This is a genomic window from Pseudomonas oplopanacis, assembly GCF_057128725.1.
The window spans coordinates 54,720-81,147 of the sequence record NZ_JBSKHV010000020.1 but is presented as its reverse complement, the minus strand read 5'-3'; the positions used below and the strand labels follow the sequence as shown (position 1 = coordinate 81,147).

Here is a 26,428-nt window from a genome sequence, read left to right as displayed (position 1 = left end):
GCCAGAAGCATTCTTTATCGGCGCTTGGGTGAAAGGAGGAGGGGCGAAATCTCCCACGGTCTGTACTGCGTCAACAGTCAGAATCGAGCCTAGTCCCTCCTCCTCCCTTCAAGTCCTACCATACAAGCGAGCCTGCTCGCGAAGAGGATTCAAGCCGCGCTGAAAATGGTTACCTGTTCGGCTGCGGCGTCAAACGCAAATACGGTTTTACCGCGCGATAGCCCTTGGGAAAACGCTGCCTGATTTCATCTTCATCCTTGAGCGACGGCACGATCACCACTTCATCACCGTCCTGCCAGTTGGCCGGGGTCGCCACCTTGTAGTTATCGGTCAGTTGCAGTGAATCAATCACTCGCAGGATTTCGTGGAAGTTGCGACCGGTACTCGCCGGGTACGTGATGGTCAGCCGAATCTTTTTCTTCGGGTCGATCACGAACAGCGAGCGCACGGTCAGGGTGTCGTTGGCGTTGGGATGGATCAGGTCGTACAGGTCCGACACCTTGCGGTCGGCATCTGCGAGGATCGGGAAGTTGACGAGGGTGTTCTGGGTCTCGTTGATGTCCTCGATCCACCGGTGATGCGAGTCCACCGGGTCAACCGACAGGGCGATGGCCTTGACCCCGCGCTGGGCAAATTCGTCCTTGAGCCGGGCGGTGAACCCCAGTTCGGTGGTGCACACCGGGGTGAAGTCCGCCGGATGGGAAAACAGCACGCCCCAGCTATCGCCCAGCCATTCGTGGAAACGGAGGGTGCCGGCGCTGGAATCCTGTTCAAAGTCGGGGGCGATATCGCCAAGTCTGAGGCTCATGGTGCTGCTCCTGGTGAGTGCTTGTTGAGCTCGACTTTGCCTGCATCCACGAATAATTAAAAAGAATAAATATCGATTTATTTAGATCATAAAGAAATATTAAAGATCTGTTCACTGGACGTGAACAGGCGACGCGCCCAACATCGCCCCCAAGGTTCGAGAAGGCCTTGAGTGCTGCAAAAGAGGGGAATTTCGAGGCGGGTTTACGGGGGTGACCCCGCCTCGAAACGCAAAAGCCCCGCCCGGCGAGATGCCGGGCGGGGCTTTTTTTGTCTCGGTTACTCGAGCGCTATTACAACAGCGGGATCGAGTAGCTGAGGATCAGGCGGTTTTCGTCCTGGGAGCGAGTGCCCGGCAGGTCGGTGCGCCACATAGCGTTCTTCCAGGCAACACCAAGGTTCTTCAGCGGGCCGTCCTGAAGGACGTAGGCAACGCTCAAGTCGCGTTCCCACTCGGAAGCGCCATTGGCCAACTCTTTACCTGCACCGTTGACGGTGTCGATGTTGTCACCGCGCAGGTAAACCATACCGGCGGTCAGGCCTGGTACACCAACCTTGGCAAAGTCGAACGAGTAGCGTGCTTGCCAGGTTTTCTCGCCGGCACGGCCAAACTTCTGGATTTGCGAATCGGTGATGGTGTAGTTCGACGAACCATCACCCTGGTTCAGCCAAGGGAAGTCGCTGCTGCCGTTGCTGACCTGGTAACCGCCACCGAAGGTATGACCGGCAACCGTATACAGGAACAGGCCGCTGTACAGGTTGTTGTCGACCTTGCCTTTACCGTTTGGCGCGTTGTAGTTGCCAGTGGTGTAGTACAGCGGGTCGTGACCGTTGGCACCATCGTCAGAGCTGTTGAAGTAACGGAAATCCGACTTCAACACGCCCGGGCCGATTGCCCAGTTGTGAACCAGACCCAGGAAGTGTTGCTTGTAGAACTCTTCCAGGTTGCCGTAGTAGTACTGGGCCGTCAGGTCCTTGGTGATTTTGTAGTCACCACCGGCGTAGATGAACTTGTTGCTGTCGCGGAACTTGGTCCCACGAGAGTTCGCGCCCGAAATGGACATCTGCTCGTTGTTGCTGGAGTTACGGCCTTTAACGGCTTCGATCTGACCACCGACCAGCGACAGGTCCTTGATCTCGGCGGAAGTGATCTGGCCACCCTGCCAGGTTTGCGGCAGCAGACGACCATCGTTGGTCACGATGACCGGGTTTTTCGGCTGCAGGGTGCCCAGTTTCAGTTCAGTCTGGGAAACCTTGGCCTTGGCGGTCAGGCCCAGGCTGGAGAAGTCATCAACCGCTTCGCCGTTGGACTTGCTCGGGAACACAGTGCCACCGTAAGAGGTAGCAGTAGCGCCGTTGGTGCCGCCGCCCGAATCCAGCTTGACGCCCAATAGGCCGATCGCATCGATACCGAAGCCGACGGTGCCTTGGGTGTAACCGGAGATGAAACGCAGATCGAAGCCTTGGCCCCACTCTTCGTTTTTGTTCGGACCGGTACCGTCACGGTTATCGGTGTTGATGTAGAAATTACGCAGCCCCAGGGTTGCCTTGCTGTCTTCGATAAAACCAGCGGCGCCTGCTTGCTGCGCCAAAACCCCAACGGCCACAGCGATGGCCAAGGTGGACTTGTTCATTGTTTCGCTCCTCATTACTAATGCTTATGGTCTTGGTCCTGGGTCGAATGCCCCGGATCCTAAGACGCGCAATTTTTGCCGAGCCCTTCTAGGCTGGTCGTTTTGGCCGTGCAGGATACAGCTACATAAAGCCAAAAAGAATTGTGCGTTACTTTTTAATGCAATTTAGGTATATGCCTGCGCAGCACAGATCCGAGGTATCGGCATGAAAGCCAATTCCTTGACCTGTTCTACTAACGGGGGGTTGCTCAACTAGTGCCGGCGTCGAGACCAAGGCCGGGCGGGGCCTACTTTAGGTGCTGGAGAAAAAAACCAAAAAGAATAAAAAATGCGCACGACAGCATTTATTGGAATAAACAGGCAAAAAAAAGCCTCGCCAATTGGCGAGGCCTTTTCTGACGACTTGTTACAGGAAGCTGTAGGTGTAGTTGAAGATCAGACGAGTCTGGTCCTGATCAACAAGGCTGGTGCCATCGCCACGATAAGTACCGTGACGCAGCGTTGTACCAAACCCTTTAAGTGCGCCCGTTTGAATCACGTAATCGATACGTGCGTCGGTCTCATGCTCGCTCAGGTCTTTACCAACACCGTTGGTAGCCTTGATGTCTTGACCACTCAGGTAAGAAATCGAAGCTTTCAGGCCGGGTACGCCCAGCGAGGCGAAATCGTAGGAGTACTGGCCGTACGTGGTGTTTTCACCGGCACGGATAAAGCTGCCAACTGTGGCATCGGTAAACGAGTAGAAGCTGGCGCCGCCGGCGCCTTCGTTGCGACCGTTGCCATCGAGGACGCTACCCTGGTTCAGGAACACAAAGCCGCCGTCATCGCTGACGCGCTGGTGCCCGAGCAGGAATGCGCTGCCACCCAGGGTATAGGTGAAGGTTGCGCTCCAGGTTTGGTTATCAACCTCGCCCAGGGTCTTGGCGTAGCCACCGTTGTTGTTGAACCGATAGCCAGCATCACCGTTCTTGCCGTCGGAGCTACTGTCGAAATAACGCAGATCGGTCTTGAACGACTGGTTCGAGGCAATCGGGTAAACGTGCACCAGACCGAGGAAGTTCTGCTTGTAGTAGTCTTCCAGGTTCGCGTAGTAGTACTGCAGCATCAGGTCTTTGGTGACCTTCCAGTCAGCGCCGGCGTAACGGAATTTGTTGCTTTCCTGAGTACCGCCATTCACTGCCAGGCCAGTGCTGTTGGAGGAGGCGCGACCGGTTGCGTGCTCCAGTTGGCCCAGGTTGAAGGTCACATTGTCGATTTCCTTCGAGGTGATGGTGCCACCTTCGAAGGTCTGCGGCAGCACTCGGCTGTCGTTCGCGATCAGGATCGGCATGTTTGGCTGAAGAGCGCCACCCAAGTGGGCCTCGGTCTTCGAGAAGCGTGCCTTGACGTTGCCCGCCAGACGACTCCATTCACTCTCTGCCGATCCATCGGAATCGCTAGGAGAGAAGGAGTTGTTGTCCGGGTGATGGCCCTTGCCGCCGTCCAGATGGATACCCACCAGTGCCTGGGCGTCGATACCAAAACCTACGGTACCTTGGGTGAAACCGGACAGGTAATCGAACTTCAGACCCTCAGCTGCCTCGCGCTGACGGTTAGCAGGCGTCGCGGCGCCTTCACGGGCATCGGCGTCAAAATAGTAAGTACGCGAACTGACGGAAGCCTTGCTGTCTTCCAGGAAACCAGCGGCGCCTGCCTGCTGCGCCAAAACCCCTACGGCCACGGCCAAAGCCAAGTTTGACTTGTTCATTGTGAAGCTCCTCTCGATTCTAATTCTTGTGTTCCTGGCCCCAAGTCGATGCTCGGAATCCTAAGATGCGCGATTAGCGCCAGAGCGTGACCCACAAGTCAATCGTAACTATGTGTGTCTACGACCATGGTCTAATCCCCCGTTTTTTGGTCCATGCAGGTCATGAGTTCGTCATAAACCTGAAAAGAACTAGCTCTTTCTTTTCTCATACCCTTTAGGAATTACGCTCCGCGTCGCTCCCTGTCCCCAGAATAGAGCCCCCAGCTCATAAGCTAATTCCTAAATAGTATTTATTAGCGGTTTTTTAGATCGTTTAGCGTTTGAAGCAATTCGGAAACAAAACCTTACCGAAAGGCCATGTCATGACGACCAAACGCGCACTATCCGGTTCAATTGTTACAGTTTGTGTATCGCTGTTAGTTTCTCTCTCCGCTCAGGCGGCCAACCTGACCGTGGGTTATCAAACCGGCATCGACCCCAGCAAAGTCCCCCAGGCAGACGGTCTGTACGAAAAAACCATCGGCGAGAAAATCGACTGGCGTCGCTTCAACAGCGGCCCGGAAGTGGTGACTGCCATCGCGTCGGGTGACGTACAAATCGGCAACCTCGGCTCAAGTCCCTTGGCCGCGGCCGCTTCGCGCAACTTGCCGATTGTTGCGTTCATCGTGTCGGCGCAGATCAATGCGGCGGAAGCCCTGGTGGTGCGCAACGGCAGCGGCATCGATAAACCGGAAGATCTGATCGGCAAGACCATCGCCACCCCGTTCGTTTCAACCTCTCACTACAGCTTGCTCGGCGCACTGAAGCACTGGGGCCTGGACGCCTCGAAAGTCAAAGTAGTGAATCTGCAACCGGCGGAAATTGCTGCCGCGTGGAAGCGCGGGGATATTGATGGCGCGTTTGTCTGGTCGCCGGCACTGGGGGAAATTCGCAAGACCGGCAAGACGTTGACCGATGCGGCGCAGGTCGGCCAGTGGGGAGCGCCGACCTTCGAGGTCTGGGTCGCGCGTAAGGATTACGCAGAGAAACACCCAGAGGTTGTAGCCAAGTTTGCCAAGGTCACACTCGACTCGTTCGCCGACTACGCCGCGCATAAAGACAGCTGGACCGCCGATTCGGTGCCGGTACAGAAAATCGCCAAACTGACCGGTGCCAATGCCGCCGATGTACCGGAGTTGTTGGCCGGTTCTGCATTCCCGGATGCCAAGGCCCAGCAGACCACCGCACTACTGGAGGGAGGCACGGCGAAGGCGATTGGCGAGACTGCGAAGTTCTTGAAGGAGCAAGGGAAGGTAGAGACGGTGCTGCCGGATTATTCGGCGTATGTCAGTGCCAAGTTTGTGGCTGAGTAATTGCCAGGGGCTGCTGCGCAGCCCATCGCGAGCAGGCTCGCTCCCACACTGGATCTGCATTCACTGGAGATCTGCTGTGGGAGCGAGCCTGTTCGAGATGGACGCGCTGCGGTTATAAGGTCTTTTCGAAGATCTTCGAATTACGCTGATAGTTGTACAGCGAAGCCCGTGCCGACGGCAGGCGTTCAACGCTGCTCGGCACAAACCCGCGTTCGCGGAACCAGTGAGCGGTGCGGGTCGTCAGCACGAACAGGGTTTTCAACCCCTGGGCCCGGGCACGGGTTTCGATGCGCTCCAGCAGTTCATCACCGCGACCGCCATGACGGTATTCCGGGTTCACCGCCAGGCACGCCAACTCCCCGGCGTCCGAATCGGCAATCTGATACAACGCCGCACAGGCGATGATCATGCCTTCGCGTTCAACCACGCTGAACTGCTCGATCTCGCGCTCCAGCACTTCGCGGGAACGACGCACCAGAATCCCCTGCTCTTCCAGCGGGCTGATCAAATCCAGCAAACCACCGACGTCTTCAATCGCGGCTTCACGCACCACTTCGAATTGTTCCTGCGCCACCAGCGTACCGCCACCGTCACGGGTGAACAGTTCGGTCAGCAGGGCACCGTCTTCGGCGTAGCTGACGATATGACTGCGCGCCACACCGCCGCGGCACGCCTCAGCTGCTGCATCCAACAATTCAGCCTGATAGTTGCTGCCCAGCCGCTGTAGATGCGCCGGCACTTGTTGCGGACGCAGTTCGCGCACCAGACGACCGTTTTCATCGATCAGGCCCAGGTCGGCGCCGAACAGCAGCAACTTGTCCGCGCCCAGGTCGATGGCCGCACGAGTGGCGACGTCTTCGCAGGCAAGGTTGAAGATCTCACCGGTCGGCGAGTAACCCAACGGCGACAGCAATACGATGGAGCGCTCGTCCAGCAGGCGGTTGATGCCTTTGCGGTCGACCCGGCGCACTTCGCCGGTGTGGTGATAATCCACGCCTTCCAGCACCCCGATCGGCCGCGCCGTGACCAGGTTGCCGCTGGCCACCCGCAGGCGCGAGCCCTGCATCGGCGACGAGGCCATGTCCATGGACAGACGCGCTTCGATGGCGATGCGCAGTTGACCGACGGCATCGATCACACACTCCAGCGTCGCGGCATCGGTGATGCGCATGCCGTGGTGGTAATGCGGGGTCAGGCCGCGCGCAGCCAGGCGCGTTTCAATTTGCGGGCGGGAACCGTGAACCAGCACCAGCCGCACGCCCAGGCTGTGCAACAGCACCAGGTCGTGGACGATATTGCCGAAATTCGGATGTTCCACACCATCGCCGGGGAGCATGACGACAAAGGTGCAATCGCGGTGGGCATTGATGTAAGGCGAAGCGTGACGAAGCCAATTAACGTATTCGGGCATGAACCTGGGCCTGTAATAAATAGCAGCCAAAAAATGGGCGAAACTGAAAACGCACAGCGGGCTGATGGTTATCGTCGGAACAGGCTTGGCGACACGCGCGCTCTCCTCATGAATACGGGTTGGGACACTGGCAATTTATACGGTGAGTCAGCCAAAACACAAAACCCTGTGGGAGCAGGCTCGCTCCCACATTTTTGATGTCGCTCAACTGGCCGGTGTCAGGCAGTAATGTTGAATCAGTTGACGTAATAGATGCACCGTAGGCTGCAAACGTGACATTTCGAGGTATTCCCCCGGCTGGTGGGCGCAGGCGATATCGCCCGGGCCGAGCACCAGTGTCTCGCAGCCAAGTTGCTGAAGATAAGGCGCTTCGGTGCCGAACGCCACTGCTTCGGCGTCATGACCGGTCAGCTTTTGCGCAACCCGTACCAATTCCGAGTCTTCGGCCTGTTCGAAGGGCGGCACCTCAGGGAACAGTGGCGCGTAATCGATCTTCACCTGATGGCGCTCGGCAACCGGTTTGAGCCGCTGCAGAATCTCCGCGCGCAAGGCCTTGGGGTCCATGCCCGGCAAGGGACGCAGGTCGAACTCCAGCGAGCATTGGCCGCAGATGCGGTTAGGGTTGTCGCCGCCATGAATGCAGCCGAAGTTCATGGTCGGCGTCGGCACGCCAAACTGCGGATTGCGGAATTCGCGCTGCCACAACAGGCGCAGGCCCCGCAGTTCGCCGATGGCGTCGTGCATCGCTTCAAGAGCGCTGTGGCCCAGGCGTGGGTCCGAGGAGTGGCCGCTCTGACCGAGAATGTCGATGCGCTCCATCATGATGCCTTTGTGCATGCGGATCGGCTTCAGCCCGGTCGGCTCGCCGATGACCGCCGCGCGGCCCAATGCACGCCCGGCCTTGGCCAAGGCGCGGGCACCGGACATCGAGCTTTCTTCATCGCACGTAGCGAGGATCAGCAGCGGTTGCTTGAACGGCTGATCCAGCAGCGGGATCACCGCTTCGATGGCCAGGGCGAAAAAGCCCTTCATGTCGCAACTGCCCAGGCCCACCCAACGACCATCGACCTCGGTGAGCTTCAGCGGATCGGTCTGCCACAACGCGCCATCGAACGGCACCGTGTCACTGTGGCCGGCCAGCACCAGGCCACCGGGGCCGGAACCAAAACTGGCGAGCAGGTTGAACTTGCCGGGGCTGACCTGTTGGATATCACAGGCAAAACCCAGATCACCCAGCCACGTCGCCAGCAAATCGATCACCGGGCGATTGGTCTGATCCAGGCTCGGTTGGGTGCAGCTGACCGACGGCGCAGCGATCAGTGCAGCGAACTGATCTTTCATGGACGGCAAAGGCATCGCTGACTCCAACTCCCGAATTGAAGTCCATCATAGAACCTTCTGGCGACAGGAATAAACCGTCGCGGCGCGTAGGACTTGCGAGTCCTGTACACTGCACGACCTTGGCAGCCACACATTCCCCCGGCTGCGCTCCCGATCCTGGATTTTCCGGCCATGCAGAAAGAAACCGAAATCAAGCTCCGCGTCAGCCGCGAAACCCTCGCCGCCCTGCGCGAGCACCCGCTCCTGAAAAAACGCAACAAAAGTGGCTGGGAACGCCGTGAGTTGATGAATCAGTACTTCGACACGCCTGAGCGCGACCTGGCCCGCGCCAAGGTTGCCCTGCGCCTGCGCCGCGATGGCGAAGAAGTGATTCAGACGCTCAAGACCCGCGGCCACAGTGTTGCCGGCCTGTCCGAGCGTAACGAATACGACTGGAACCTGCCCAAAGCCAAGCTCGACGTGAAGAAACTCGACGGCGAATGCTGGCCTGAAGAGCTGGCTGAACTGGACAAGAAAACCCTGAAGCCGATCTTCACCACCGATTTCGTTCGCGAACGCGCTGAAATCGCCTGGGGCCGTGGCAAGACCAAAGTGGTCATCGAAGCCGCGCTGGACCTGGGCCACGTGATCGTCGGCAAGCAGAAAGAAGAAATCTGCGAGCTGGAACTGGAATTGCGCGAAGGCGAGCCGGCCGCCCTGCTGGAACTGGCCGCCGAACTGGCCGCGACCCTGGCCCTGATGCCTTGCGACATCAGCAAGGCTGAGCGCGGCTATCGCCTGTACGACGCCAACAGCTATTCGTTGAGCCTGCCGGCGCCGCAAATCACCGCCGAAACCCCGCTGGACGACGCGTTCGCCGCGCTGAGCTGGCACTTGCTGGGCAGCAGCCAGCGTCTGGCCGAGCAGTATCGCTTCAACGGCCACTGGCGCCTGTTGCTGGACTGGGTTGAAAACCTCGCTGAATTGCGTGCTTTGCTCAGCAGCCTGGGCCAGGCCGCACCACGTCAGTCGACGCACGACCTGCGCCTTGCGCTGGATGCGTTGCTGGAAGACTGGCGTCCGCTGGTGCAGGCCGGTATTGAGGACGAGGACGTGCGCAAAGCCGCACCGGAACAATTCCTCGAAGAACTGGAAGACCCGCGCTGGGGCCTGTTCTCGCTGAACACTTCGCGTTGGTTGCTGGCCCGCACCTGGGCGGCTGATCGCAACGTCCGCGGTAATCGTCAGGGCGCTGCGCAACTGGGTAGCTGGTTGCCGCGTTTGCTGGGTGAAGAAGCAACCTCCCTGCAATTGCAGCGTTATCAGCAACAGCCGGAAGATCTGGCTGAGCAACTGCCGCGCATCGAACGCATCCAGGCCTGGCTGCACCATGCCCGTGGCGTGCTGGACATCCCGGAAATGGATCGCCTGTACGGTGAGCTGAAACAGCTGGCGCAACTGGCCAACGAACCGATCACCGATGAATCGCTGGATGCGCGTAAGCAGCAGGCGATTGCGGTGTATCAGAATCGCGCCTGGAAAATGCTGCTGCGTATGTAAAACCGCCTTCGCGAGCAGGCTCGCTCCCACAATGGAATGCATTCCAAATGTGGGAGCGAGCCTGCTCGCGAAGGGGCCAGCACATTCACCGCAAAACTTCAGACCGGCAAACTCGTCGTCGACTTGATCTCCGACAACGCCACAATCGAGTTCACTTCCTGTATCCCCGGCACCATCGATAGCTTCTCGAAAAAAAACCGCTCATACGCCTCAATGTCCGCCGTGACAATCCGCAGCAAAAAATCCACCGACCCCATCAGCACATAACACTCCAGCACCTCGGGAAAACCGCGAATTGCCTCGGTGAACTCAGTGAAGTTCGACCGCCCGTGCGCGTTGAGTTTGATCTCGGCAAAAATCTGCGTGTTCAGGCCGATTTTCTTGCGGTCCAGCAACGTCACCTGCCCGCGAATGATCCCCTCTTCCTTCATCCGCTGAATCCGCCGCCAGCATGGCGACTGCGACAGCCCCACCTGTTCGGCGATCTGTGCGCTGGAGAGCGAAGCGTCCTCTTGCAGCAACGCGAGAATCTTGCGGTCGTAGCCATCGAGTTCGCTTTGCATAGAAAAACCTTAAATCACTTAGCCATTGAATTGCACGATTCGATAAATCGCCAATAAGCCCAATCATAGATAAGAAATGCCCGGCAACGAATGTAAAAATTCCTCCAGTGATTTTGGAGTCCGACCATGCCGCACCTTGAAGCCGTCCACACCCCGTCCACCCGAGCCGATGTCTGGAACGCCAACAACGCCCATTGCCGCGTTCATTACCAACTGCTGGCCGAGGCCGAACCGGACCTGCTGTGCCGGGCGCTCAATCTGTTCGCCTTGCAGTTCTTGACGCCGCAACAGGTCAACGTGCAGCGCCAGGAGGATTTGCTATCGATCGACATCGTCATGGACGGTCTCAGTTGGCACCGCGCCCAAGTGATTGCAGAAAAATTACGCAACATGATCAGCGTCTGCTCGGTCGAGCTGCAAACCGCTGAGGCCGCGTGGGATCAACCGGCCCAGGCGGCGGGCTGAAAAGCCCCGACACGGCTTCGTCGGGTAGTGGCCCAACGGTCGACGGCTGCGCGACTATCCTTTGCGGACTGTTGTTCATGAGGAGCCCGCATGTCCGTTCAACTTGCCATTCAGGACCGCTGGCTGGATCTCAATGATTTGCTGCGCGAACTGGTCGCCCAAGGTTTCATCAGCCAGGACTCGGCCGAGCACGCGCTCAATGCACGCCGCCGCCACGCCGCCAATGGCCAGATGCACCCGCTGGAGTTCATCGCCAGCCAACACCTCGACGATCTCAGCCGTCCCGGCAAACACCTGGACCTGGAAAGCCTGACCCTGTGGCTGTCGCAGCAGGCCGGCCAGCCTTACCTGCGCATTGATCCGCTGAAGATCAACGTAGCGGCCATCACGCCGCTGATGTCCTACGCCTTTGCCCAGCGCCACAAGATTCTCGCGGTGTCGATCGACCGCGACGCGGTGACGGTGGCCAGCGCCCAGCCCTACGTCAGCGGCTGGGAAGCCGACCTGACCCACGTGTTGAAGCTGCCGATCAAACGGGTCGTGGCCAACCCGGTGGACATCCAGCGCTTGAGCGTCGAGTTTTTCCGTCTGGCCAAATCGGTCAGCGGCGCGACCACTGCCGATCAGCAAACCAGCACGCTGGGCAACTTCGAGCAACTGCTCAACCTCGGCGCCAGCGACCAGGAGCCGGACGCCAATGACGCGCACATCGTCAACATCGTCGACTGGCTGTTTCAGTACGCGTTCCAGCAGCGCGCCAGCGATATCCACATCGAACCCCGGCGCGAGCAAGGCACAGTGCGTTTTCGCATCGACGGCGTGTTGCACAACGTCTATCAATTCCCGCCGCAAGTGACCATGGCCATCGTCAGCCGCCTGAAAAGCCTCGGGCGGATGAACGTCGCGGAGAAGCGCAAACCCCAGGACGGCCGGGTGAAAACCAAGACCCCGGACGGCGGTGAAGTCGAACTGCGGCTGTCGACATTGCCAACGGCATTTGGCGAAAAAATGGTCATGCGGATTTTCGACCCGGAAGTGCTGCTCAAGGATTTCGATCAGTTGGGCTTCTCCGCCGAAGACCTGCGCCGCTGGCAGGACATGACCCGCCAGCCCAACGGCATCATTCTGGTCACCGGGCCGACCGGTTCCGGCAAGACCACCACGCTGTACACCACGCTGAAGAAACTGGCGACACCGGAGGTCAACCTCTGCACCATCGAAGACCCGATTGAAATGGTCGAGCCCGCGTTCAACCAGATGCAGGTCCAGCACAACATCGACCTGACCTTCGCCGCCGGCGTGCGCGCGCTGATGCGACAAGACCCGGACATCATCATGATCGGCGAAATTCGCGACCTCGAAACCGCCGAGATGGCGATTCAGGCGGCGCTCACCGGCCACTTGGTGCTCTCGACGCTGCACACCAACGACGCGCCGAGCGCGATCAGTCGCCTGCTGGAACTCGGCGTACCGCATTACCTGATCAAAGCCACTGTATTGGGCGTCATGGCCCAGCGTCTGGTGCGCACCTTGTGCCCACATTGCAAGGCGCCGCTGACGCTGGGCGAAGATGATTGGCAAACCCTGACCAAACCCTGGCAAGCCCCGCTGCCGAGCAACGCGCAGCGCGCCATCGGCTGCCTGGAGTGTCGCGACACCGGCTATCACGGCCGCGCCGGGGTCTACGAGATCATGCAGCTCACGGACGGCGTCAAAGCGTTGATCAACCCGGACACCGACCTGCTGGCAATCCGGCGTCAGGCATTCAAGGAAGGCATGCGCAGCTTGCGGCTGTCGGGCGCACAGAAAGTGGCGGCGGGTTTGACCACGATTGAAGAGGTGCTGCGCGTGACGCCGCAGAGCGAGCAAAAGTAGGCGCGGGTGTATGGAACTGGATGGGGGGATGGCTATCCAAGGCCGTGTAGTTAACCCAGTGGAGTCACCCATCATGCGTTTCAAACTTGCTGTCGCCACCGTCGCGCTGCTGTCCCTTCCAGTCGGTTCCGCGATGGCCGATAGCTTTTGGACTAACGTCCTCTCGTCAGGCGCGACCACCGGTTCGACCTACCTGACGTTCAAGGATCACAAACTGATCGTCGCCGCCCAGGACGATGCCAGCAGCTTCGTCGCCAGTGACGGCGGGATTCGCGGCCCTTACCTGGAAGCGGCGATGCAGAAAGTCCGCGCCGACAACCCGGGCCTGCAAGTGACGGACATGGAACTGGCGAATGCGATTCTGGCGAAGAACGCCGTCGCTTCGAAGTAAGTCCATCGATACGAAAATGCCGCTCACTGAGCGGCATTCTTTTGCCCGCACACAATTCCCTCCTGTGGGATTTGTGTTTCGGTAGTTCAGCGGTAGTCATCCACCGGTACGCACGCGCAGAACAGATTCCGGTCGCCATAGACGTTGTCCACCCGATTCACCACCGGCCAGTATTTGTGCTGTCGGGTGTGCGCATCCGGCGTCACCGCTTGCTCGATGCTGTAAGACCGCTCCCACACTCCGGTGATGTCCGCCAAGGTGTGCGGCGAACGCTTCAGCGGGTTGTCCTCGGCCGGCCAATTACCATTTTCCACCTCGCTGATTTCCGCACGGATGCTCAGCATCGCCCCGATAAACCGGTCCAGCTCTGCCTTCGATTCACTTTCGGTCGGCTCGACCATCAACGTCCCCGGCACGGGAAACGACATAGTGGGCGCATGGAAACCGTAATCCATCAGGCGCTTGGCCACGTCTTCTTCACTGATGCCGGTCAGCGCCTTCAGTGGCCGCAGATCCAGAATGCATTCGTGCGCCACTCGCTCGTTGCGCCCGGTGTAGAGCACCGGGAACGCACCGGATAAATGCTGCGCCAGGTAATTCGCGGCGAGGATCGCCACTTCGCTGGCGTCCGCCAATTGCGGCCCCATCATCGCGATGTACATCCAGCTGATCGGCAGAATGCTCGCACTGCCCCAGGGCGCCGCGCTCACCGCGCCGTTCTGCGGCAATGGCCCGTCGATGGGCACCACCGGGTGATTGGCCACGAACGGCGCCAGGTGCGCCCGCACACCAATCGGCCCCATGCCCGGCCCGCCGCCGCCATGGGGAATACAGAAAGTCTTGTGCAGGTTCATGTGCGAGACGTCAGCGCCAATATCCGCCGGGCGAGCGAGGCCGACTTGCGCGTTGAGGTTGGCGCCATCCATGTACACCTGACCGCCGTGGCTGTGGATAACTTCACAGATTTCGCTGATGCCTTCCTCGTAGACACCATGGGTCGATGGATACGTCGCCATCAGGCAAGCGAGCTTGTCCCCTGCCTCCGAGGCTTTTTTCTTGAGGTCATCCAGATCGACGTTGCCGGCTTCGTCGCACTCGACAATCACCACGCGCATCCCGGCCATTTGCGCCGAGGCCGGGTTGGTGCCGTGGGCCGAGGACGGAATCAGGCAGATGTCCCGCGCCCCTTGATGACGGCTCTCGTGGTATTTACGGATCGCCAGCAACCCGGCGTATTCGCCCTGGGCGCCGGAGTTGGGTTGCATGCAAATCGCATCGAAACCGGTGATCGCGCAGAGCCAGCGTTCCAGCTCTTCAATCATGAGCGAATACCCCACGGCCTGTTCCTTCGGCACGAATGGGTGCAGGTTGGCGAACTGCGGCCAGGTGATGGGGATCATCTCGCTGGTGGCATTGAGCTTCATGGTGCAGGAACCCAACGGGATCATCGACTGGTTGAGCGCGAGGTCCTTGTTCTCCAGTTGCTTGAGATAGCGCAGCATCTCGGTTTCGCTGTGGTGCGCATTGAACACGGGGTGGCGCAAGTAAGGCGAGGCGCGCAGCAATCCGTCAGGAATGCCGGACGCCAGCGTTTCAGCGTCCAGATCGTCGACGTTCAGACCATGATCGGCACCAAGGAATACATCGAACAACTTGGCGACGGTGGTTTCGTCCGAGGTTTCATCGAGGCTCAACCCCAACCGTCCACGCCCCAGAATGCGCAAATTGATCTGCACCGCTTGAGCGCTTTCGATGATCGCGGTCTGGGTGCCGCCAACGTCCAGGGTCAGGGTGTCAAAGAAATGCTGGTTGAGGCGGCTGACGCCATGCCGCTCAAGTCCGGCAGCGAGGATGCAGGTCAAGCGATGCACACGCTGGGCAATTCGCTTGAGCCCTTCGGGCCCGTGGTAGACCGCGTAGAAACTGGCGATGTTGGCCAGCAACACTTGAGCGGTGCAAATGTTCGAGTTGGCCTTCTCCCGGCGAATATGTTGCTCACGGGTTTGCAGGGCCATGCGCAACGCAACATTGCCGCGAGCATCCTTGGACACGCCGATGATCCGCCCGGGAATCGCCCGTTTGTACTCATCGCGGCTGGCAAAAAACGCCGCGTGCGGCCCGCCGTAGCCCATCGGCACACCAAAACGCTGGGATGAGCCAAACACCACATCGGCGCCCAACTCTCCCGGTGGGGTCAGTAGCAGCAAACTCATCAAATCAGTGGCAACACACGCCAGGGCTTGCTGCGCATGGAGGTGATCGATCAACGGCCGCAGATCGCGGATCTCGCCGTGGGTGTCGGGGTATTGCAGCAGGGCGCCGAACACCTGGTGCTGTTTCAAGTTATCCACAGTGTCGATGATCAGTTCGAAGCCAAAGCCTTCGGCGCGGGTCTGCACCACCGAAATGGTCTGCGGATGGCAGTTCTGGTCGACGAAGAACAGATTGCTTTTGGACTTGGCGACTCGCTTGGCCAGCGCCATGGCTTCCGCGGCGGCAGTGGCTTCATCCAGCAGCGACGCGTTGGCCAGTTCCAGGCCGGTGAGGTCGATGGTCAGTTGCTGGAAATTCAGCAGCGCTTCGAGCCGGCCTTGGGCAATCTCTGGCTGATAAGGCGTGTACGCGGTGTACCAACCGGGGTTTTCCAGGACGTTACGCACAATCACGGTCGGCGTGAGGGTGCCGTGGTAGCCCATGCCAATCAGGCTGGTCCAGACCTGGTTTTGCTCGGCGTAGCCGCGCAGCTTGGCCAGCGCGGCTTGTTCATCGAGGGCGGGCGGCAGGTCGAGCGGGCGGTTCAGACGGATACCCGGCGGTACCGTCTGCTCGATCAGTTCGACCCGGCTGCCGAGGCCGAGGCTGTCGAGCATCGCCTGCTGCTCGGCGGCATCGGGCCCGAGGTGGCGGCGCAGAAAGGCATTGGGGTCGCGTAACTGGCTCAGGGACGGCAACTGGGACATGACGGGCTCTCTCTTGACTGGCGCTCGGCGTCGATGCAACACGGTCAAACCAGCATAGCAGTCGATATCCGGGCGGATGGCTTGGCGCCGACGACCATTGCGGACATCATGCTCGGCATCTGCCTAATGTCCGCTGATCAGGTGCCTGAATTTATGAGCCAACAGCCTTTCCTGCCGTTCTCCAAACCCACCATCGATGAAGCGACGATTGCCGCAGTTGGCGACGTGTTGCGCTCGGGCTGGATTACCAGCGGCCCCAAGGTCCAGGCCTTTGAACAACAACTCTCGGATTTTTTTGGCGGGCGCCCGGTGCTCACCTTCAATTCCGGCACCTGCACCATGGAAATCGCCCTGCGCATTGCCGGGATCGGACCGGGCGATGAAGTAATCACCACGCCGATTTCCTGGGTGGCCACCGCCAACGTCATTCTCGAAGTCGGCGCCACCCCGGTGTTTGCCGACATCGACCCGGTCACCCGCAACATCGACCTGGCGCAACTCGAAGCGGCCATTACCCCACGTACCAAAGCGATCCTGCCGGTGTTTCTCGCAGGACTGCCCGTGGACATGACCCGCCTTTATGCACTGGCAAAAAAGTACAACCTGCGGGTGCTGGAAGACGCGGCCCAGGCGCTGGGCTCCAGCTGGAACGGCCAGCGCATCGGCTCGACCGGTGATTTCGTGTCCTTCAGTTTCCAGGCGAACAAGAACGTCACCTCGTCCGAGGGTGGCTGCCTGGTGTTGAACAATGATGAGGAAGTGCGACTGGCGCAGAAGTACCGTTTGCAGGGCGTGACCCGTAGTGGCTTCGATGGTTTGGATGTCGATGTGCTGGGCGGCAAGTTCAACATGACCGACGTCGCGGCGGCCATCGGCCTTGGGCAATTTGCTCATATCGAAGCCATCACAGCCCATCGCCGTGAACTGGCCAGGCACTATTTCGCGTGTTTTGGTGAGGATTTCGAGGCGCAGTACGGGGCTCAACTGCCCCCGGCGGATTTCGAGAACAGCAACTGGCATTTGTTCCAGCTGGTGTTGCCGGAGCGCGGGGATAATTTGCCGGCAAGGGCGACGTTCATGGAGCAGATGCAGGCGTTGGGCGTCGGTATCGGCTATCACTATCCGCCGATTCACTTGCTGAGCCTTTACCGCGAACGCGGGTTCAAGGAGGGCATGTTCCCGATCGCCGAGCGGGTCGGCCGCCTGATTGTCTCGTTGCCGATGTTCACGTCAATGAGCAAAGCGGATGTCGAGCGGTCAGTCGCAGCGGTGAAGTCCGTACTAAATCCATAGAACCTGTGGGAGCGAGCCTGCTCGCGAAGTAAGAGTGTCAGTTGGCATAACTGTTTGCTGACACACCGCTTTCGCGAGCAGGCTCGCTCCCACAGGGATTTCGCAGGGCGTGGATTACTCGCCGATCGCAGCCTTGTAGCCAGCCGCGTCGAGCAGTTTTTCCAGGTCAGCGGTGTTGCTTGGCTTGAGCTTGAAGATCCACGCGCCGTACGGGTCGGTGTTGAGCAATTCCGGGTTGGCACTCAGTTCTTCGTTGATGGCAATCACTTCACCGGCAACCGGGGAGTAGATGTCGGAAGCGGCTTTAACCGACTCCACCACACCGGATTGATCACCGGCGGCGAAGACTTTGCCCACTTCGGTCAGCTCAACGAACACCACATCACCCAGCGCTTCCTGCGCGTGATCGCTAATGCCCACGGTGACGGTGCCGTCGGCTTCCAGGCGGGCCCATTCGTGACTTTCGGCAAAACGCAGGTCGGCAGGAATATCGCTCATGTTCTGTGTCCTCAAGAAAAATGTCAGCGGTTGTAGTCCGCCAAAAAAGGTTAGATCAAGGTTTTGCCATGGCGTACGAAGGTCGGCTTGACCACTCGGACCGGGTACCACTTGCCACGGATTTCCACTTCTGCGCGGTCGGCAGTTGCCATCGGCACGCGCGCCAGTGCTATCGACTTGCTAAGCGTAGGAGAGAAACTACCACTGGTGATCTCCCCTTCGCCAACATTGGCGATGCGGACCACTTGATGAGCGCGCAAAACACCGCGTTCCTCAAGGACCAGCCCCACCAGTTTGTGCTGTACGCCACCGGCCCGTTCGGCTTCCAGGGCGGTGCGCCCGATGAACTGGCGAGAGACCGGTTCCCAGGCAATGCTCCAGGCCATATTGGACGCCAGTGGCGATACATCTTGATGAATGTCCTGACCGTACAGGTTCATGCCGGCTTCGACCCGCAAGGTATCCCGCGCACCCAGGCCGATAGGGGAAATGCCCGCGCCGACCAGATCGTTGAAAAAACCCGGGGCTTGATCGGCCGGTAGAACGATTTCCAATCCATCTTCGCCGGTGTACCCGGTACGGGCGATGAACCAGTCACCTTCCGGCTGGCCTTCGAATGGCTTGAGCAGCTGGATCAGATTGCCGCGAGCCTGGGAGACCAGTTCGCAGATTTTCTGACGGGCATGCGGGCCTTGAATCGCCAGCATCGCCAGCTCTGCACGCTCGTTGAGCTGCACATCGAAACCATCGAGGTGAGCCTGCATCCAGGCGAGGTCTTGATTGCGGGTGGAGGCGTTGACCACCAGGCGATAACCGTCGTCGAGGCGATAGACGATCATGTCGTCGACGATGCCGCCGCGCTCATTGAGCATGGTGCTGTACAAGGCACGGCCGGGGCTGTGCAGGCGTTCGACATCATTGGCCAGCAAGTGCTGGAGCCAGGCCTTGGCCTGGGAGCCGCTGACATCGATCACGGTCATGTGGGATACATCGAAAACCCCGCAATCGCGGCGCACCTGATGGTGTTCCTCGACCTGCGAGCCGTAATGCAGAGGCATATCCCAACCGCCAAAATCGACCATCTTCGCGCCGAGGGCGAGATGAAGGTCATACAGAGGCGTACGCTGTCCCATGGGTTTCTCCTTCCGGGCGTGGCGAAGGTGCGGACAGGTGCTGCACGGGGTGAAAACCTTGAAGTAGAAGGCTTTCAGCCGATTTCAGCTACCGGGTCTGTCAGACGGACCGCACCGAATGCCGCGCATTGTAGCCGCAAGGTGTAGGACTGGCACCTAGCTGTTTCGATGCGCCGAACGTCGAATCAATCCGATGACCGGTAACAGGCCGACCAAAACAAGCGTCAGCGCCGGCAAAGACGCCCTCGCCCACTCCCCTTCGCTGGTCATTTCAAAGATCCGCACGGCCAGCGTGTCCCAGCCAAACGGGCGCATCAGCAGGGTGGCGGGCATTTCCTTGAGCACATCGACGAACACCAGCAACGCGGCGCTCAACGTGCCCGGCAACAACAACGGCAGATACACCTTGAAAAACAGTCGTGGCCCACTGACGCCAAGGCTACGTGCTGCTTCGGGCAAAGATGGCCGTATACGCGCCAGGCTGCTTTCCAGTGGTCCATATGCCACCGCGATGAAACGCACCAGATAGGCGAGCAATAACGCCGACAGGCTGCCCAGAAGCAAGGGCTTGCCAGCGCCGCCGAGCCAGCCGGACAGCGGGATGACCAGCTCGCGATCGAGGTAACTGAAGGCCAGCATGATCGACACCGCTAACACCGAACCCGGCAAGGCGTAGCCGAGGTTGGCCAGGCCGATGCCGGAACGGATCGTTCGAGTCGGTGCCAGGCGTCGCGCGAACGCCAGCACCAAGGCAACGCTGACCGTGATCAATGCCGCCATGCCGCCCAGGTACAAGGTGTGAAGAATCAGGCCGGTGTAACGCTCATCCAGATCGAAGCGCCCGCGCTGCCAGAACCACACCAGCAGTTGCAGCATCGGGATGACGAACGCACAGGCGAATACCAAACTGCACCAGCTCATTGCCGCCAGCGCCTTGAAACCCCGCAAGTGATACAACGCCTTGACCCGCGGCCGTTCGTTGCTCGCCCGGTTGGCCCCGCGAGCACGACGCTCGCCGTACAGCACGACCATCACCACCAGCAGCAACAGGCTGGCCAGTTGGGCGGCGGTGGACAGGCTGAAGAATCCGTACCAGGTTTTGTAGATCGCGGTGGTGAACGTGTCGAAGTTGAACACCGACACTGCACCGAAATCCGCGAGGGTTTCCATCAGCGCCAGTGCCACCCCCGCACCAATGGCCGGACGCGCCATCGGCAAGGCCACTCGCCAGAACGCCTGCCACGGCGATTGACCGAGCACCCGGGCGGCTTCCATCAAGCCTTTGCCCTGAGCGAGGAACGCCGTGCGGGCCAGCAGATAGACGTAGGGATAGAAAACCAGCACCAGCACGACAATGACCCCACCGGTGGAGCGCACGCGCGGCAACCTCAGGCCGGTGCCAAACCACTCGCGCATCAGGGTTTGCACGGGGCCGGCGAAATCCAGCAGGCCGACGAAGACAAACGCCAGCACGTAGGCCGGAATCGCAAACGGCAACATCAGCGCCCAGTCCAGCCAGCGCCGGCCGGGAAACTCACAGAGGCTGGTGAGCCACGCGAGGCTGACGCCCAGCAGCGTGACGCCGACCCCGACGCCAACTATCAGAGTCAGGGTGTTGCCCAACAGGCGCGGCATCTGGGTGTCCCAGAGGTGGGACCAGATCTGTTGATCGATGGTTTGCCAGGACAGCAGTAGAACACTGAGGGGCAACAAGACCAGCGCAGCGATGGCGAAGACCAGGGGATACCAGCGGCGTTGGGCGGGGTGGGCCAAGGGGGTTCTCTAGAAAGTGTTGGGCTAACTCAAACCTGCAGTCAGCTCCATTGTGTGGCGAGGGAGCTTGCTCCCGCTCGGGTGCGAAGCAGCCGCATAGGGTATCAGGCCGTTAGGGCTGCTTCGCAGCCCAGCGGGAGCAAGCTCCCTCGCCACAGGTACGTCACTCGCCACAAAGGCAGTGTCAGTTCCAGCCAGCGCGATCCATCATGCGGATTGCTTCGGCCTGACGCTTGCCCGCCACTTCCACCGGCAGGGTATCGGCCACGAACTTGCCCCAGGCTGCCACTTCTTCCGAAGGCGCTACCGCCGGGTTGGCCGGGAATTCCTGGTTCACGTCGGCGAAAATCTTCTGCGCCTCAGGAGTGGTCATCCACTCGACCAGTGCCTTGGCCGCTTCCGGGTGTGGCGCGTGTTTGGTCAGGCCAATACCCGACAGGTTGACGTGCACACCGCGGTCAGCCTGGTTCGGCCAGAACAGCTTTACGCCCAGATCAGGCTTCTGCTTGTGCAGGCGACCGTAGTAGTAGGTGTTGACGATACCGACATCACATTGGCCCGCGTTGATCGCTTCCAGCACCGCAACGTCATCCGAGAATACGTCGGTGGACAGGTTGCTCACCCAGCCCTTGAGGATCTTCTCGGTTTTTTCGGCGCCGTGGACTTCGATCATGGTGGCGGTCAGGGACTGGTTGTAGACCTTCTTCGCCGTGCGCAGGCACAGGCGCCCTTCCCAGTTCTTGTCGGCCAGTGCTTCGTAAGTGGTCAGCTCGCCCGGCTTCACCCGAGCCGTGGAGTAAGCGATGGTCCGCGCCCGCAGGCTCAGGCCGGTCCAGGCGTGGGAGGCCGCGCGGTATTGCAGCGGAATATTGGTATCGATCACTTTGGAGGTGAACGGCTGCAGGATGCCCATTTGCTCGGCCTGCCAGAGGTTACCGGCATCGACCGTCAACAGCAGGTCGGCGGTAGCGTTCTCGCCCTCGGCCTTGATGCGCTGCATCAGCGGCGCTTCCTTGTCGGTGATGAACTTCACCTTCACCCCGGTCTTGGCGGTGTAGGCGTCGAAGACCGGTTTGATCAGCTCGTCGATACGCGAGGAGTAAACCACCACCTCGTCAGCGGCCTGGGCGGCGGTGCTGCCAATCAGGGACAGGGCGAGTGCGGTCAGTAGACGCTTCGGCAACATGGGGAGCGATCTCTCGATAGAAAAAGTGAGGCCAAATGATAAGGACTCACATTTAGCATCTCAATCGATCAGTTCGCGGAGGAGTTACCAGATGTTGCATCGACTGAGATATGCGGTGAATGTTCCGGCCTCTTCGCGAGCAGGCTCGCTCCCACAGGGGTTTTGTGAACACTGAAAATTCCCTGTGGGAGCGAGCCTGCTCGCGAAGGGGCCATCAGCCGCAACGAAAATGTCAGGCCTTGGCCAGCGCCGGCAAATCCCCGGTGAGCCCAAGCGCCTCACGCACAAACAACGCCTTGGCCTCGGGCATCTTCTCAACCATCTTCAACCCGGCATTGCGCAACCAGCGCACTGGCAACGGGTCGGCCTGGAACAACCGCTCAAACCCTTCCATCGCCGCCATCAGCGCCAGGTTGTGAGGCATGCGTCGGCGCTCGTAACGGCTCAGCACTTTGACATCCGCCAGGCGCTCACCCCGCTCAAACGCTTGCAGCAGTACTTCGGCCAACACGGCAGCATCCAGGAAACCAAGGTTCACACCCTGCCCGGCCAGCGGGTGAATGGTGTGCGCCGCGTCGCCGATCAATGCCAGGCCTTCGGCCACATAACGCTTGGCGTGACGCTGACGCAGCGGCACGCACAAACGCGGGTCGGCGCTGAGCACGGTGCCGAGTCGCCCTTCAAAGGCACGTTCCAGCTCGCGGCAAAAGCCGTCGTCGTCCAGCGCCATCAGGCGTTCGGCTTCACTCGGCGTGGTCGACCAGACGATCGAACACCAATCCTGCTGCCCATCACGCTCCAGCGGCAAAAACGCCAGCGGACCGTTGTCGGTGAAACGCTGCCAGGCCGTCATTTGATGCGCCTTGGAGCTACGCACACTGGTGACAATCGCGTGGTGCAGGTAGTCCCACTCGCGCGTCGCCATCCCGGTCAAACGCCGAACGGCCGAGTTGGCGCCGTCAGCCGCAATCACCAACGGTGCGCGCAAGGTGCGGCCGTCCGCCAGGGTCAGCAGCCAGTCATCGCCCGAGCGGCGCATCTGCTCCAGACGCGCATTGGCCAGCATCCCGAGGTCGCAGTCGTGCAAACGGTCGAGCAAGGCGTCCTGAACCACACGGTTTTCGACGATGTGCCCAAGCACATCGGCATGCACGCTGGCGGCCGAGAAATGAATCTGCCCGGTGCCGCTGCCGTCCCATACGTGCATGTCGGTGTAAGGGCTGCTGCGTCGCTTGGCGATGCCGTCCCACACGCCCAGGCGTTCGAGAATGCGCTGGCTGGCCGTCGACAAGGCGCTCACTCGCGGTTCGAACGGCGCTTGGCCATCGAAGGGTTTGACGCTCAGGGGGCTGCCGTCCAGCAACAGGACTTCCAGCCCGCTGTCCTGCAACGCCAGCGCCAAGGCGCTGCCGACCATTCCGGCCCCGACAATCAGCAGATCTGCGCGCATGTCCATGCTTAAGCCTGTCTCGCTTGCGGCTTGAGCCGCACGTAAAGGGTTTTTTCGACCCGCGCCACCAAGGTGCCGGCGCCGTCGTGAATATCGACCTGCAACTTCGGCAGGTATTTTTCGCCATCGGCCGTTTGCCGGCGGATCTCGTCGAGCAAGGTCTCGTCGATGCGGAATTTGGCAAACACCGGGCCTTTGCCCGGCGAAATGAAATCGATGTCGGCGGCTTTGTCCCAGACGATGTAACGATGCCCGAGGTTTTCCATCAGCATCAGCATGTAGAACGGATCGACCATCGAATACAGGCTGCCACCAAACTGGGTGCCCACGTAATTGCGGTTGTACCAGCTCAGGCCCATGGACACCGTGATGTCGCGAAAATCATCGCTGATGTGCCGCACCCGAACCCCGGCGCCCATGTACGGCGGGTAAAAGGACATAAACCAACGCATCACCCGCGCTTTGCCGAACCTGTTCGTCAGCCACTTAAGCATCGGGGCGTGTACCCAGACCCATGGCCTGCCGGGCGAACCAGCGCTTGGCCGGCGGCAACAGATCGAGACCGAGCAGGCCGAGATTGCGACCCAGCGACACCAGCGGCTGGGTGCTGCCGAACAACCGGGTGACCTGATCGGAGAAGCCCACGGTCAGGTTTTGATCCAGACGCTGGCGCTCGCGGTAAGCCTGCAAGGTGGCAAAGTCGCCCGGCCCGTTCTCGTTGGCCAACAAGGCCTCGGCCAACGCTTGCGCATCGCGCAGCGACAGGTTGAAACCCTGGCCGGCAATCGGGTGCAGGCTGTGAGCCGCGTTGCCGAGGATCGCCAGATGCGGACGCACCTGCTCTTCGGCCTCGATCAGCGTCAGCGGGTACAGATGCCGCGCGCCGACCTGTTTCAACGTGCCGAGGCGATAGCCGAACACACTCTGCAATTCGCTGAGGAAACTCTTTTCATCCAGTGCAGCCAGCCGCTGCGCGTCCATGCCCAGACGGGTCCAGACCAAGGCGCAGCGGTTTTCCGGCAGCGGCAACAACGCCATCGGGCCGTCGTCGGTGAATCGCTCGAACGCCATGCCGTTGTGCGCTTCACTCGGGGTAATGTTGGCGATCAGCGCGCTCTGGTTATACGGACGCGTCTTGATGCCGATTCCCAGTTGCTCGCGCAGGCCCGAACGGCCGCCGTCAGCGAGCACCGCGAGGTCACATTCCAGGGTGGTTTCGTCATTGAGGGTCAGGCGGTAGCCATCGGTCAGCGGCTCCATGCGCGTGACTTCCGCCGGGCAACGCCAGGCGACCACGTCCTTGTCCAGACCTTGCCAGAGGCATTGGCCGAGCCAGGCGTTTTCCACCACATAACCCAGCGCCGGAACACCTTCTTCCATCGCCGATAAACGCGCGGTGGAAAAACGTCCACGGTCAGAGACATGAATCTGCTTGATCGGCTCGGCGCGGCGGGAGATTTCCTGCCACACGCCCAACCGTTGATAAATCTGCTTGGCGCCGTAGGACAGCGCCGAAGAGCGCGCGTCGTAGCTCGGCTGATAGGTATCGCCGGGAGCGAAGGGCTCGATCAGGACGATCTTCCAGCCGCGCGCTTTAGCCCCGGCCTGCAACGCCAATGCAAGACTGGCGCCGACCAGGCCGCCACCGATGATTGCCAGATTGACCCGGCTCATGCTGCTTGTGTCCGCGCTTGCGCCATCAGGGCCTCGATGTCGGCGACCGTTTTCGGCACGCCTTTGGTCAATATTTCACAACCGGTCTTGGTCACCACCACGTCGTCCTCGATGCGCACGCCGATGCCGCGCCATTTCTTCGCCACGTTCTGGTTGTCCGGGGAAATGTAGATCCCCGGCTCCACCGTCAGCGCCATGCCGACTTCCAGCACACGCCATTCGCCGCCGACCTTGTATTCGCCGACGTCATGCACATCCATCCCCAGCCAGTGGCCGGCGCGGTGCATGTAAAACGCTTTGTAGGCTTCGCTGGCGATCAGTTCGTCGACGTCACCCTGCAACAAGCCGAGCTTCACCAGCCCGGTGGTAATCACCCGGACCGTGGCTTCGTGCGCCTGATTCCAGTGTTTGTTCGGGGCGATTTCGGCGAAGGCGGCTTCTTGCGAGGCCAGCACCAACTCGTAGATCGCTTTCTGTTCCGGTGAATACTTGCCGTTGACCGGCCAGGTGCGGGTGATGTCGCTGGCGTAGCAGTCGATCTCGCAACCGGCGTCGATCAGCACCAGGTCACCGTCCTTGAGCACCGCGTCATTCTGCTGGTAATGCAGGATGCAGCTGTTGCGCCCGGCGGCGACGATTGAACCGTAGGCCGGCATTTTCGCTCCGCCCTTGCGGAACTCGTAATCAAGCTCGGCTTCGAGACTGAACTCGTGCAGCCCGGCGCGGCTGGCCTGCATCGCGCGGATATGCGCCTGGGCGGAAATCCGTGCGGCTTCGCGCATCACCTTCACTTCTGCCGCCGATTTATACAGGCGCATGTCGTGAAGCAGATGATCCAGCGCAACAAATTCGTTCGGCGGCTGGGCACCGAGGTGCGCTTTGGAGCGGATCACGTTGATCCAGTCCATCAGGTGCCGGTCGAATTCGGGGTTGCTGCCCATGGCCGAATACACCCGGTCGCGCCCTTCAATGAGGCCCGGCAGGATGTCGTCGATGTCGGTGATGGGGAAAGCGTCGTCGGCGCCAAAGTCGCGGATCGCGCCTTCCTGGCCGGCGCGCAAGCCGTCCCACAGTTCTCGCTCGGCGTTGCGCTCACGGCAGAACAGGATGTATTCGCCGTGGGCACGCCCCGGCATCAACACGAGGACCGCTTGCGGCTCGGGAAAGCCGCTCAGGTACTGGAAATCACTGTCCTGGCGATAGACGTGCTCGACGTCGCGGTTGCGGATGGCGACCGCGGCGGCGGGCAGGATCGCGATGCTGTTGGGTTCCATCTGCGCCATCAAGGCCTTGCGGCGACGGCTGTATTCCGGTTTCGGGATATGAATCATGGGCA

At 60.3% G+C, this 26,428-nt stretch carries 21 protein-coding genes; 6 read left to right on the top strand and 15 right to left on the bottom strand.

Annotation, left to right across the window (positions count from 1 at the left end; translation table 11 throughout):
• Positions 1-169: 169 nt before the first annotated feature.
• From ACWKV5_RS27425 to ACWKV5_RS27415, 3 genes are all read right to left on the bottom strand, one after another.
• Complete coding sequence (locus ACWKV5_RS27425) at positions 170-808, bottom strand: peroxiredoxin (protein ID WP_483843801.1); 639 nt, start codon at positions 806-808, stop codon at positions 170-172.
• A 292-nt stretch (positions 809-1,100) separates the two neighbouring features.
• A complete protein-coding gene (locus ACWKV5_RS27420; protein WP_483843800.1) occupies positions 1,101-2,441 on the bottom strand; it encodes an OprD family porin in 1,341 nt (446 codons plus the stop codon).
• A 406-nt stretch (positions 2,442-2,847) separates the two neighbouring features.
• A complete protein-coding gene (locus tag ACWKV5_RS27415) occupies positions 2,848-4,188 on the bottom strand; it encodes an OprD family outer membrane porin (protein ID WP_483843799.1) in 1,341 nt (446 codons plus the stop codon).
• A 362-nt stretch (positions 4,189-4,550) separates the two neighbouring features.
• Here ACWKV5_RS27415 and tauA point away from each other — a divergent pair, with 362 nt between their 5' ends.
• Positions 4,551-5,540 (top strand): taurine ABC transporter substrate-binding protein, encoded by a 990-nt coding sequence (gene tauA / locus ACWKV5_RS27410; protein WP_483843798.1) that lies wholly within the window; start codon positions 4,551-4,553, stop codon positions 5,538-5,540.
• A gap of 112 nt (positions 5,541-5,652) precedes the next feature.
• Here tauA and argA read toward each other — a convergent pair whose 3' ends face one another.
• Both argA and argE read right to left on the bottom strand, forming a co-directional pair.
• Positions 5,653-6,951: an amino-acid N-acetyltransferase gene (gene argA / locus ACWKV5_RS27405; protein ID WP_008026003.1), complete on the bottom strand. Its 1,299-nt coding sequence runs from the start codon at positions 6,949-6,951 to the stop codon at positions 5,653-5,655.
• A gap of 204 nt (positions 6,952-7,155) precedes the next feature.
• On the bottom strand, positions 7,156-8,307 hold the full coding sequence (gene argE, locus ACWKV5_RS27400; protein WP_483843797.1) for an acetylornithine deacetylase: 1,152 nt from the start codon (positions 8,305-8,307) through the stop codon (positions 7,156-7,158).
• A gap of 156 nt (positions 8,308-8,463) precedes the next feature.
• Here argE and ACWKV5_RS27395 point away from each other — a divergent pair, with 156 nt between their 5' ends.
• Positions 8,464-9,831: a CYTH domain-containing protein gene (locus ACWKV5_RS27395; protein ID WP_059181989.1), complete on the top strand. Its 1,368-nt coding sequence runs from the start codon at positions 8,464-8,466 to the stop codon at positions 9,829-9,831.
• A gap of 98 nt (positions 9,832-9,929) precedes the next feature.
• Here ACWKV5_RS27395 and ACWKV5_RS27390 read toward each other — a convergent pair whose 3' ends face one another.
• Positions 9,930-10,394 (bottom strand): Lrp/AsnC family transcriptional regulator, encoded by a 465-nt coding sequence (locus ACWKV5_RS27390; RefSeq protein ID WP_027926471.1) that lies wholly within the window; start codon positions 10,392-10,394, stop codon positions 9,930-9,932.
• 126 nt (positions 10,395-10,520) lie between these two features.
• Here ACWKV5_RS27390 and ACWKV5_RS27385 point away from each other — a divergent pair, with 126 nt between their 5' ends.
• From ACWKV5_RS27385 to ACWKV5_RS27375, 3 genes are all read left to right on the top strand, one after another.
• A complete protein-coding gene (locus ACWKV5_RS27385; RefSeq protein ID WP_483843796.1) occupies positions 10,521-10,859 on the top strand; it encodes a hypothetical protein in 339 nt (112 codons plus the stop codon).
• 90 nt (positions 10,860-10,949) lie between these two features.
• Positions 10,950-12,734, top strand: a complete 1,785-nt coding sequence (gene tfpB / locus ACWKV5_RS27380) for a type IV pilus assembly ATPase TfpB (protein WP_483843795.1) — start codon at positions 10,950-10,952, stop codon at positions 12,732-12,734.
• A gap of 73 nt (positions 12,735-12,807) precedes the next feature.
• Complete coding sequence (locus ACWKV5_RS27375; RefSeq protein ID WP_483843794.1) at positions 12,808-13,125, top strand: DUF2388 domain-containing protein; 318 nt, start codon at positions 12,808-12,810, stop codon at positions 13,123-13,125.
• An 86-nt stretch (positions 13,126-13,211) separates the two neighbouring features.
• Here the strand turns inward: ACWKV5_RS27375 and gcvP are convergent, their stop codons facing one another.
• A complete protein-coding gene (gcvP, locus tag ACWKV5_RS27370; protein WP_483843793.1) occupies positions 13,212-16,085 on the bottom strand; it encodes an aminomethyl-transferring glycine dehydrogenase in 2,874 nt (957 codons plus the stop codon).
• 153 nt (positions 16,086-16,238) lie between these two features.
• Here gcvP and ACWKV5_RS27365 point away from each other — a divergent pair, with 153 nt between their 5' ends.
• A complete protein-coding gene (locus ACWKV5_RS27365; RefSeq protein ID WP_483843792.1) occupies positions 16,239-17,378 on the top strand; it encodes a DegT/DnrJ/EryC1/StrS family aminotransferase in 1,140 nt (379 codons plus the stop codon).
• Positions 17,379-17,492: 114 nt separating this feature from the next.
• Here the strand turns inward: ACWKV5_RS27365 and gcvH are convergent, their stop codons facing one another.
• The 8 genes from gcvH to pepP all read right to left on the bottom strand — a co-directional run bounded on the left by gcvH (position 17,493) and on the right by pepP (position 26,423).
• Complete coding sequence (gene gcvH, locus ACWKV5_RS27360; RefSeq protein ID WP_483843791.1) at positions 17,493-17,876, bottom strand: glycine cleavage system protein GcvH; 384 nt, start codon at positions 17,874-17,876, stop codon at positions 17,493-17,495.
• Positions 17,877-17,926: 50 nt separating this feature from the next.
• A complete protein-coding gene (gene gcvT / locus ACWKV5_RS27355; RefSeq protein WP_483843790.1) occupies positions 17,927-19,009 on the bottom strand; it encodes a glycine cleavage system aminomethyltransferase GcvT in 1,083 nt (360 codons plus the stop codon).
• 156 nt (positions 19,010-19,165) lie between these two features.
• Positions 19,166-20,782 carry an ABC transporter permease gene (locus ACWKV5_RS27350; protein ID WP_483843789.1) on the bottom strand — a complete coding sequence of 539 codons (1,617 nt, stop codon included), beginning with the start codon at positions 20,780-20,782 and terminating at the stop codon, positions 19,166-19,168.
• A gap of 184 nt (positions 20,783-20,966) precedes the next feature.
• Entirely contained in the window at positions 20,967-21,968 is a 1,002-nt protein-coding gene (locus ACWKV5_RS27345; RefSeq protein WP_483843788.1) for an extracellular solute-binding protein, read from the bottom strand.
• A 232-nt stretch (positions 21,969-22,200) separates the two neighbouring features.
• A complete protein-coding gene (locus ACWKV5_RS27340; RefSeq protein ID WP_483843805.1) occupies positions 22,201-23,418 on the bottom strand; it encodes a 2-octaprenyl-3-methyl-6-methoxy-1,4-benzoquinol hydroxylase in 1,218 nt (405 codons plus the stop codon).
• An 8-nt stretch (positions 23,419-23,426) separates the two neighbouring features.
• Positions 23,427-23,912, bottom strand: coding sequence for a DUF4442 domain-containing protein (locus ACWKV5_RS27335; protein ID WP_483843787.1), 486 nt, complete (start codon positions 23,910-23,912; stop codon positions 23,427-23,429).
• Positions 23,905-25,092, bottom strand: a complete 1,188-nt coding sequence (gene ubiH / locus ACWKV5_RS27330) for a 2-octaprenyl-6-methoxyphenyl hydroxylase (RefSeq protein WP_483843786.1) — start codon at positions 25,090-25,092, stop codon at positions 23,905-23,907. The genes ACWKV5_RS27335 and ubiH overlap by 8 nt, the downstream gene beginning before the upstream one ends.
• Positions 25,089-26,423, bottom strand: coding sequence for a Xaa-Pro aminopeptidase (gene pepP, locus ACWKV5_RS27325; RefSeq protein WP_483843785.1), 1,335 nt, complete (start codon positions 26,421-26,423; stop codon positions 25,089-25,091). The genes ubiH and pepP overlap by 4 nt, the downstream gene beginning before the upstream one ends.
• Positions 26,424-26,428: the final 5 nt, after the last annotated feature.

Coding starts and splice junctions, on each gene's coding strand:
- ACWKV5_RS27390 (WP_027926471.1), bottom strand. CDS start 10,394: ATGCAAAGCGAACTCGATGGCTACGACCGCAAGATTCTCGCGTTGCTG.
- ACWKV5_RS27415 (WP_483843799.1), bottom strand. CDS start 4,188: ATGAACAAGTCAAACTTGGCTTTGGCCGTGGCCGTAGGGGTTTTGGCG.
- ACWKV5_RS27365 (WP_483843792.1), top strand. CDS start 16,239: ATGAGCCAACAGCCTTTCCTGCCGTTCTCCAAACCCACCATCGATGAA.
- ACWKV5_RS27395 (WP_059181989.1), top strand. CDS start 8,464: ATGCAGAAAGAAACCGAAATCAAGCTCCGCGTCAGCCGCGAAACCCTC.
- ACWKV5_RS27375 (WP_483843794.1), top strand. CDS start 12,808: ATGCGTTTCAAACTTGCTGTCGCCACCGTCGCGCTGCTGTCCCTTCCA.
- ACWKV5_RS27420 (WP_483843800.1), bottom strand. CDS start 2,441: ATGAACAAGTCCACCTTGGCCATCGCTGTGGCCGTTGGGGTTTTGGCG.
- tfpB (WP_483843795.1), top strand. CDS start 10,950: ATGTCCGTTCAACTTGCCATTCAGGACCGCTGGCTGGATCTCAATGAT.
- argA (WP_008026003.1), bottom strand. CDS start 6,951: ATGCCCGAATACGTTAATTGGCTTCGTCACGCTTCGCCTTACATCAAT.
- ubiH (WP_483843786.1), bottom strand. CDS start 25,092: ATGAGCCGGGTCAATCTGGCAATCATCGGTGGCGGCCTGGTCGGCGCC.
- ACWKV5_RS27335 (WP_483843787.1), bottom strand. CDS start 23,912: ATGCTTAAGTGGCTGACGAACAGGTTCGGCAAAGCGCGGGTGATGCGT.
- pepP (WP_483843785.1), bottom strand. CDS start 26,423: ATGATTCATATCCCGAAACCGGAATACAGCCGTCGCCGCAAGGCCTTG.
- argE (WP_483843797.1), bottom strand. CDS start 8,307: ATGCCTTTGCCGTCCATGAAAGATCAGTTCGCTGCACTGATCGCTGCG.
- gcvT (WP_483843790.1), bottom strand. CDS start 19,009: ATGGGACAGCGTACGCCTCTGTATGACCTTCATCTCGCCCTCGGCGCG.
- ACWKV5_RS27425 (WP_483843801.1), bottom strand. CDS start 808: ATGAGCCTCAGACTTGGCGATATCGCCCCCGACTTTGAACAGGATTCC.
- tauA (WP_483843798.1), top strand. CDS start 4,551: ATGACGACCAAACGCGCACTATCCGGTTCAATTGTTACAGTTTGTGTA.
- gcvH (WP_483843791.1), bottom strand. CDS start 17,876: ATGAGCGATATTCCTGCCGACCTGCGTTTTGCCGAAAGTCACGAATGG.
- ACWKV5_RS27345 (WP_483843788.1), bottom strand. CDS start 21,968: ATGTTGCCGAAGCGTCTACTGACCGCACTCGCCCTGTCCCTGATTGGC.
- ACWKV5_RS27385 (WP_483843796.1), top strand. CDS start 10,521: ATGCCGCACCTTGAAGCCGTCCACACCCCGTCCACCCGAGCCGATGTC.
- ACWKV5_RS27340 (WP_483843805.1), bottom strand. CDS start 23,418: ATGCGCGCAGATCTGCTGATTGTCGGGGCCGGAATGGTCGGCAGCGCC.
- gcvP (WP_483843793.1), bottom strand. CDS start 16,085: ATGTCCCAGTTGCCGTCCCTGAGCCAGTTACGCGACCCCAATGCCTTT.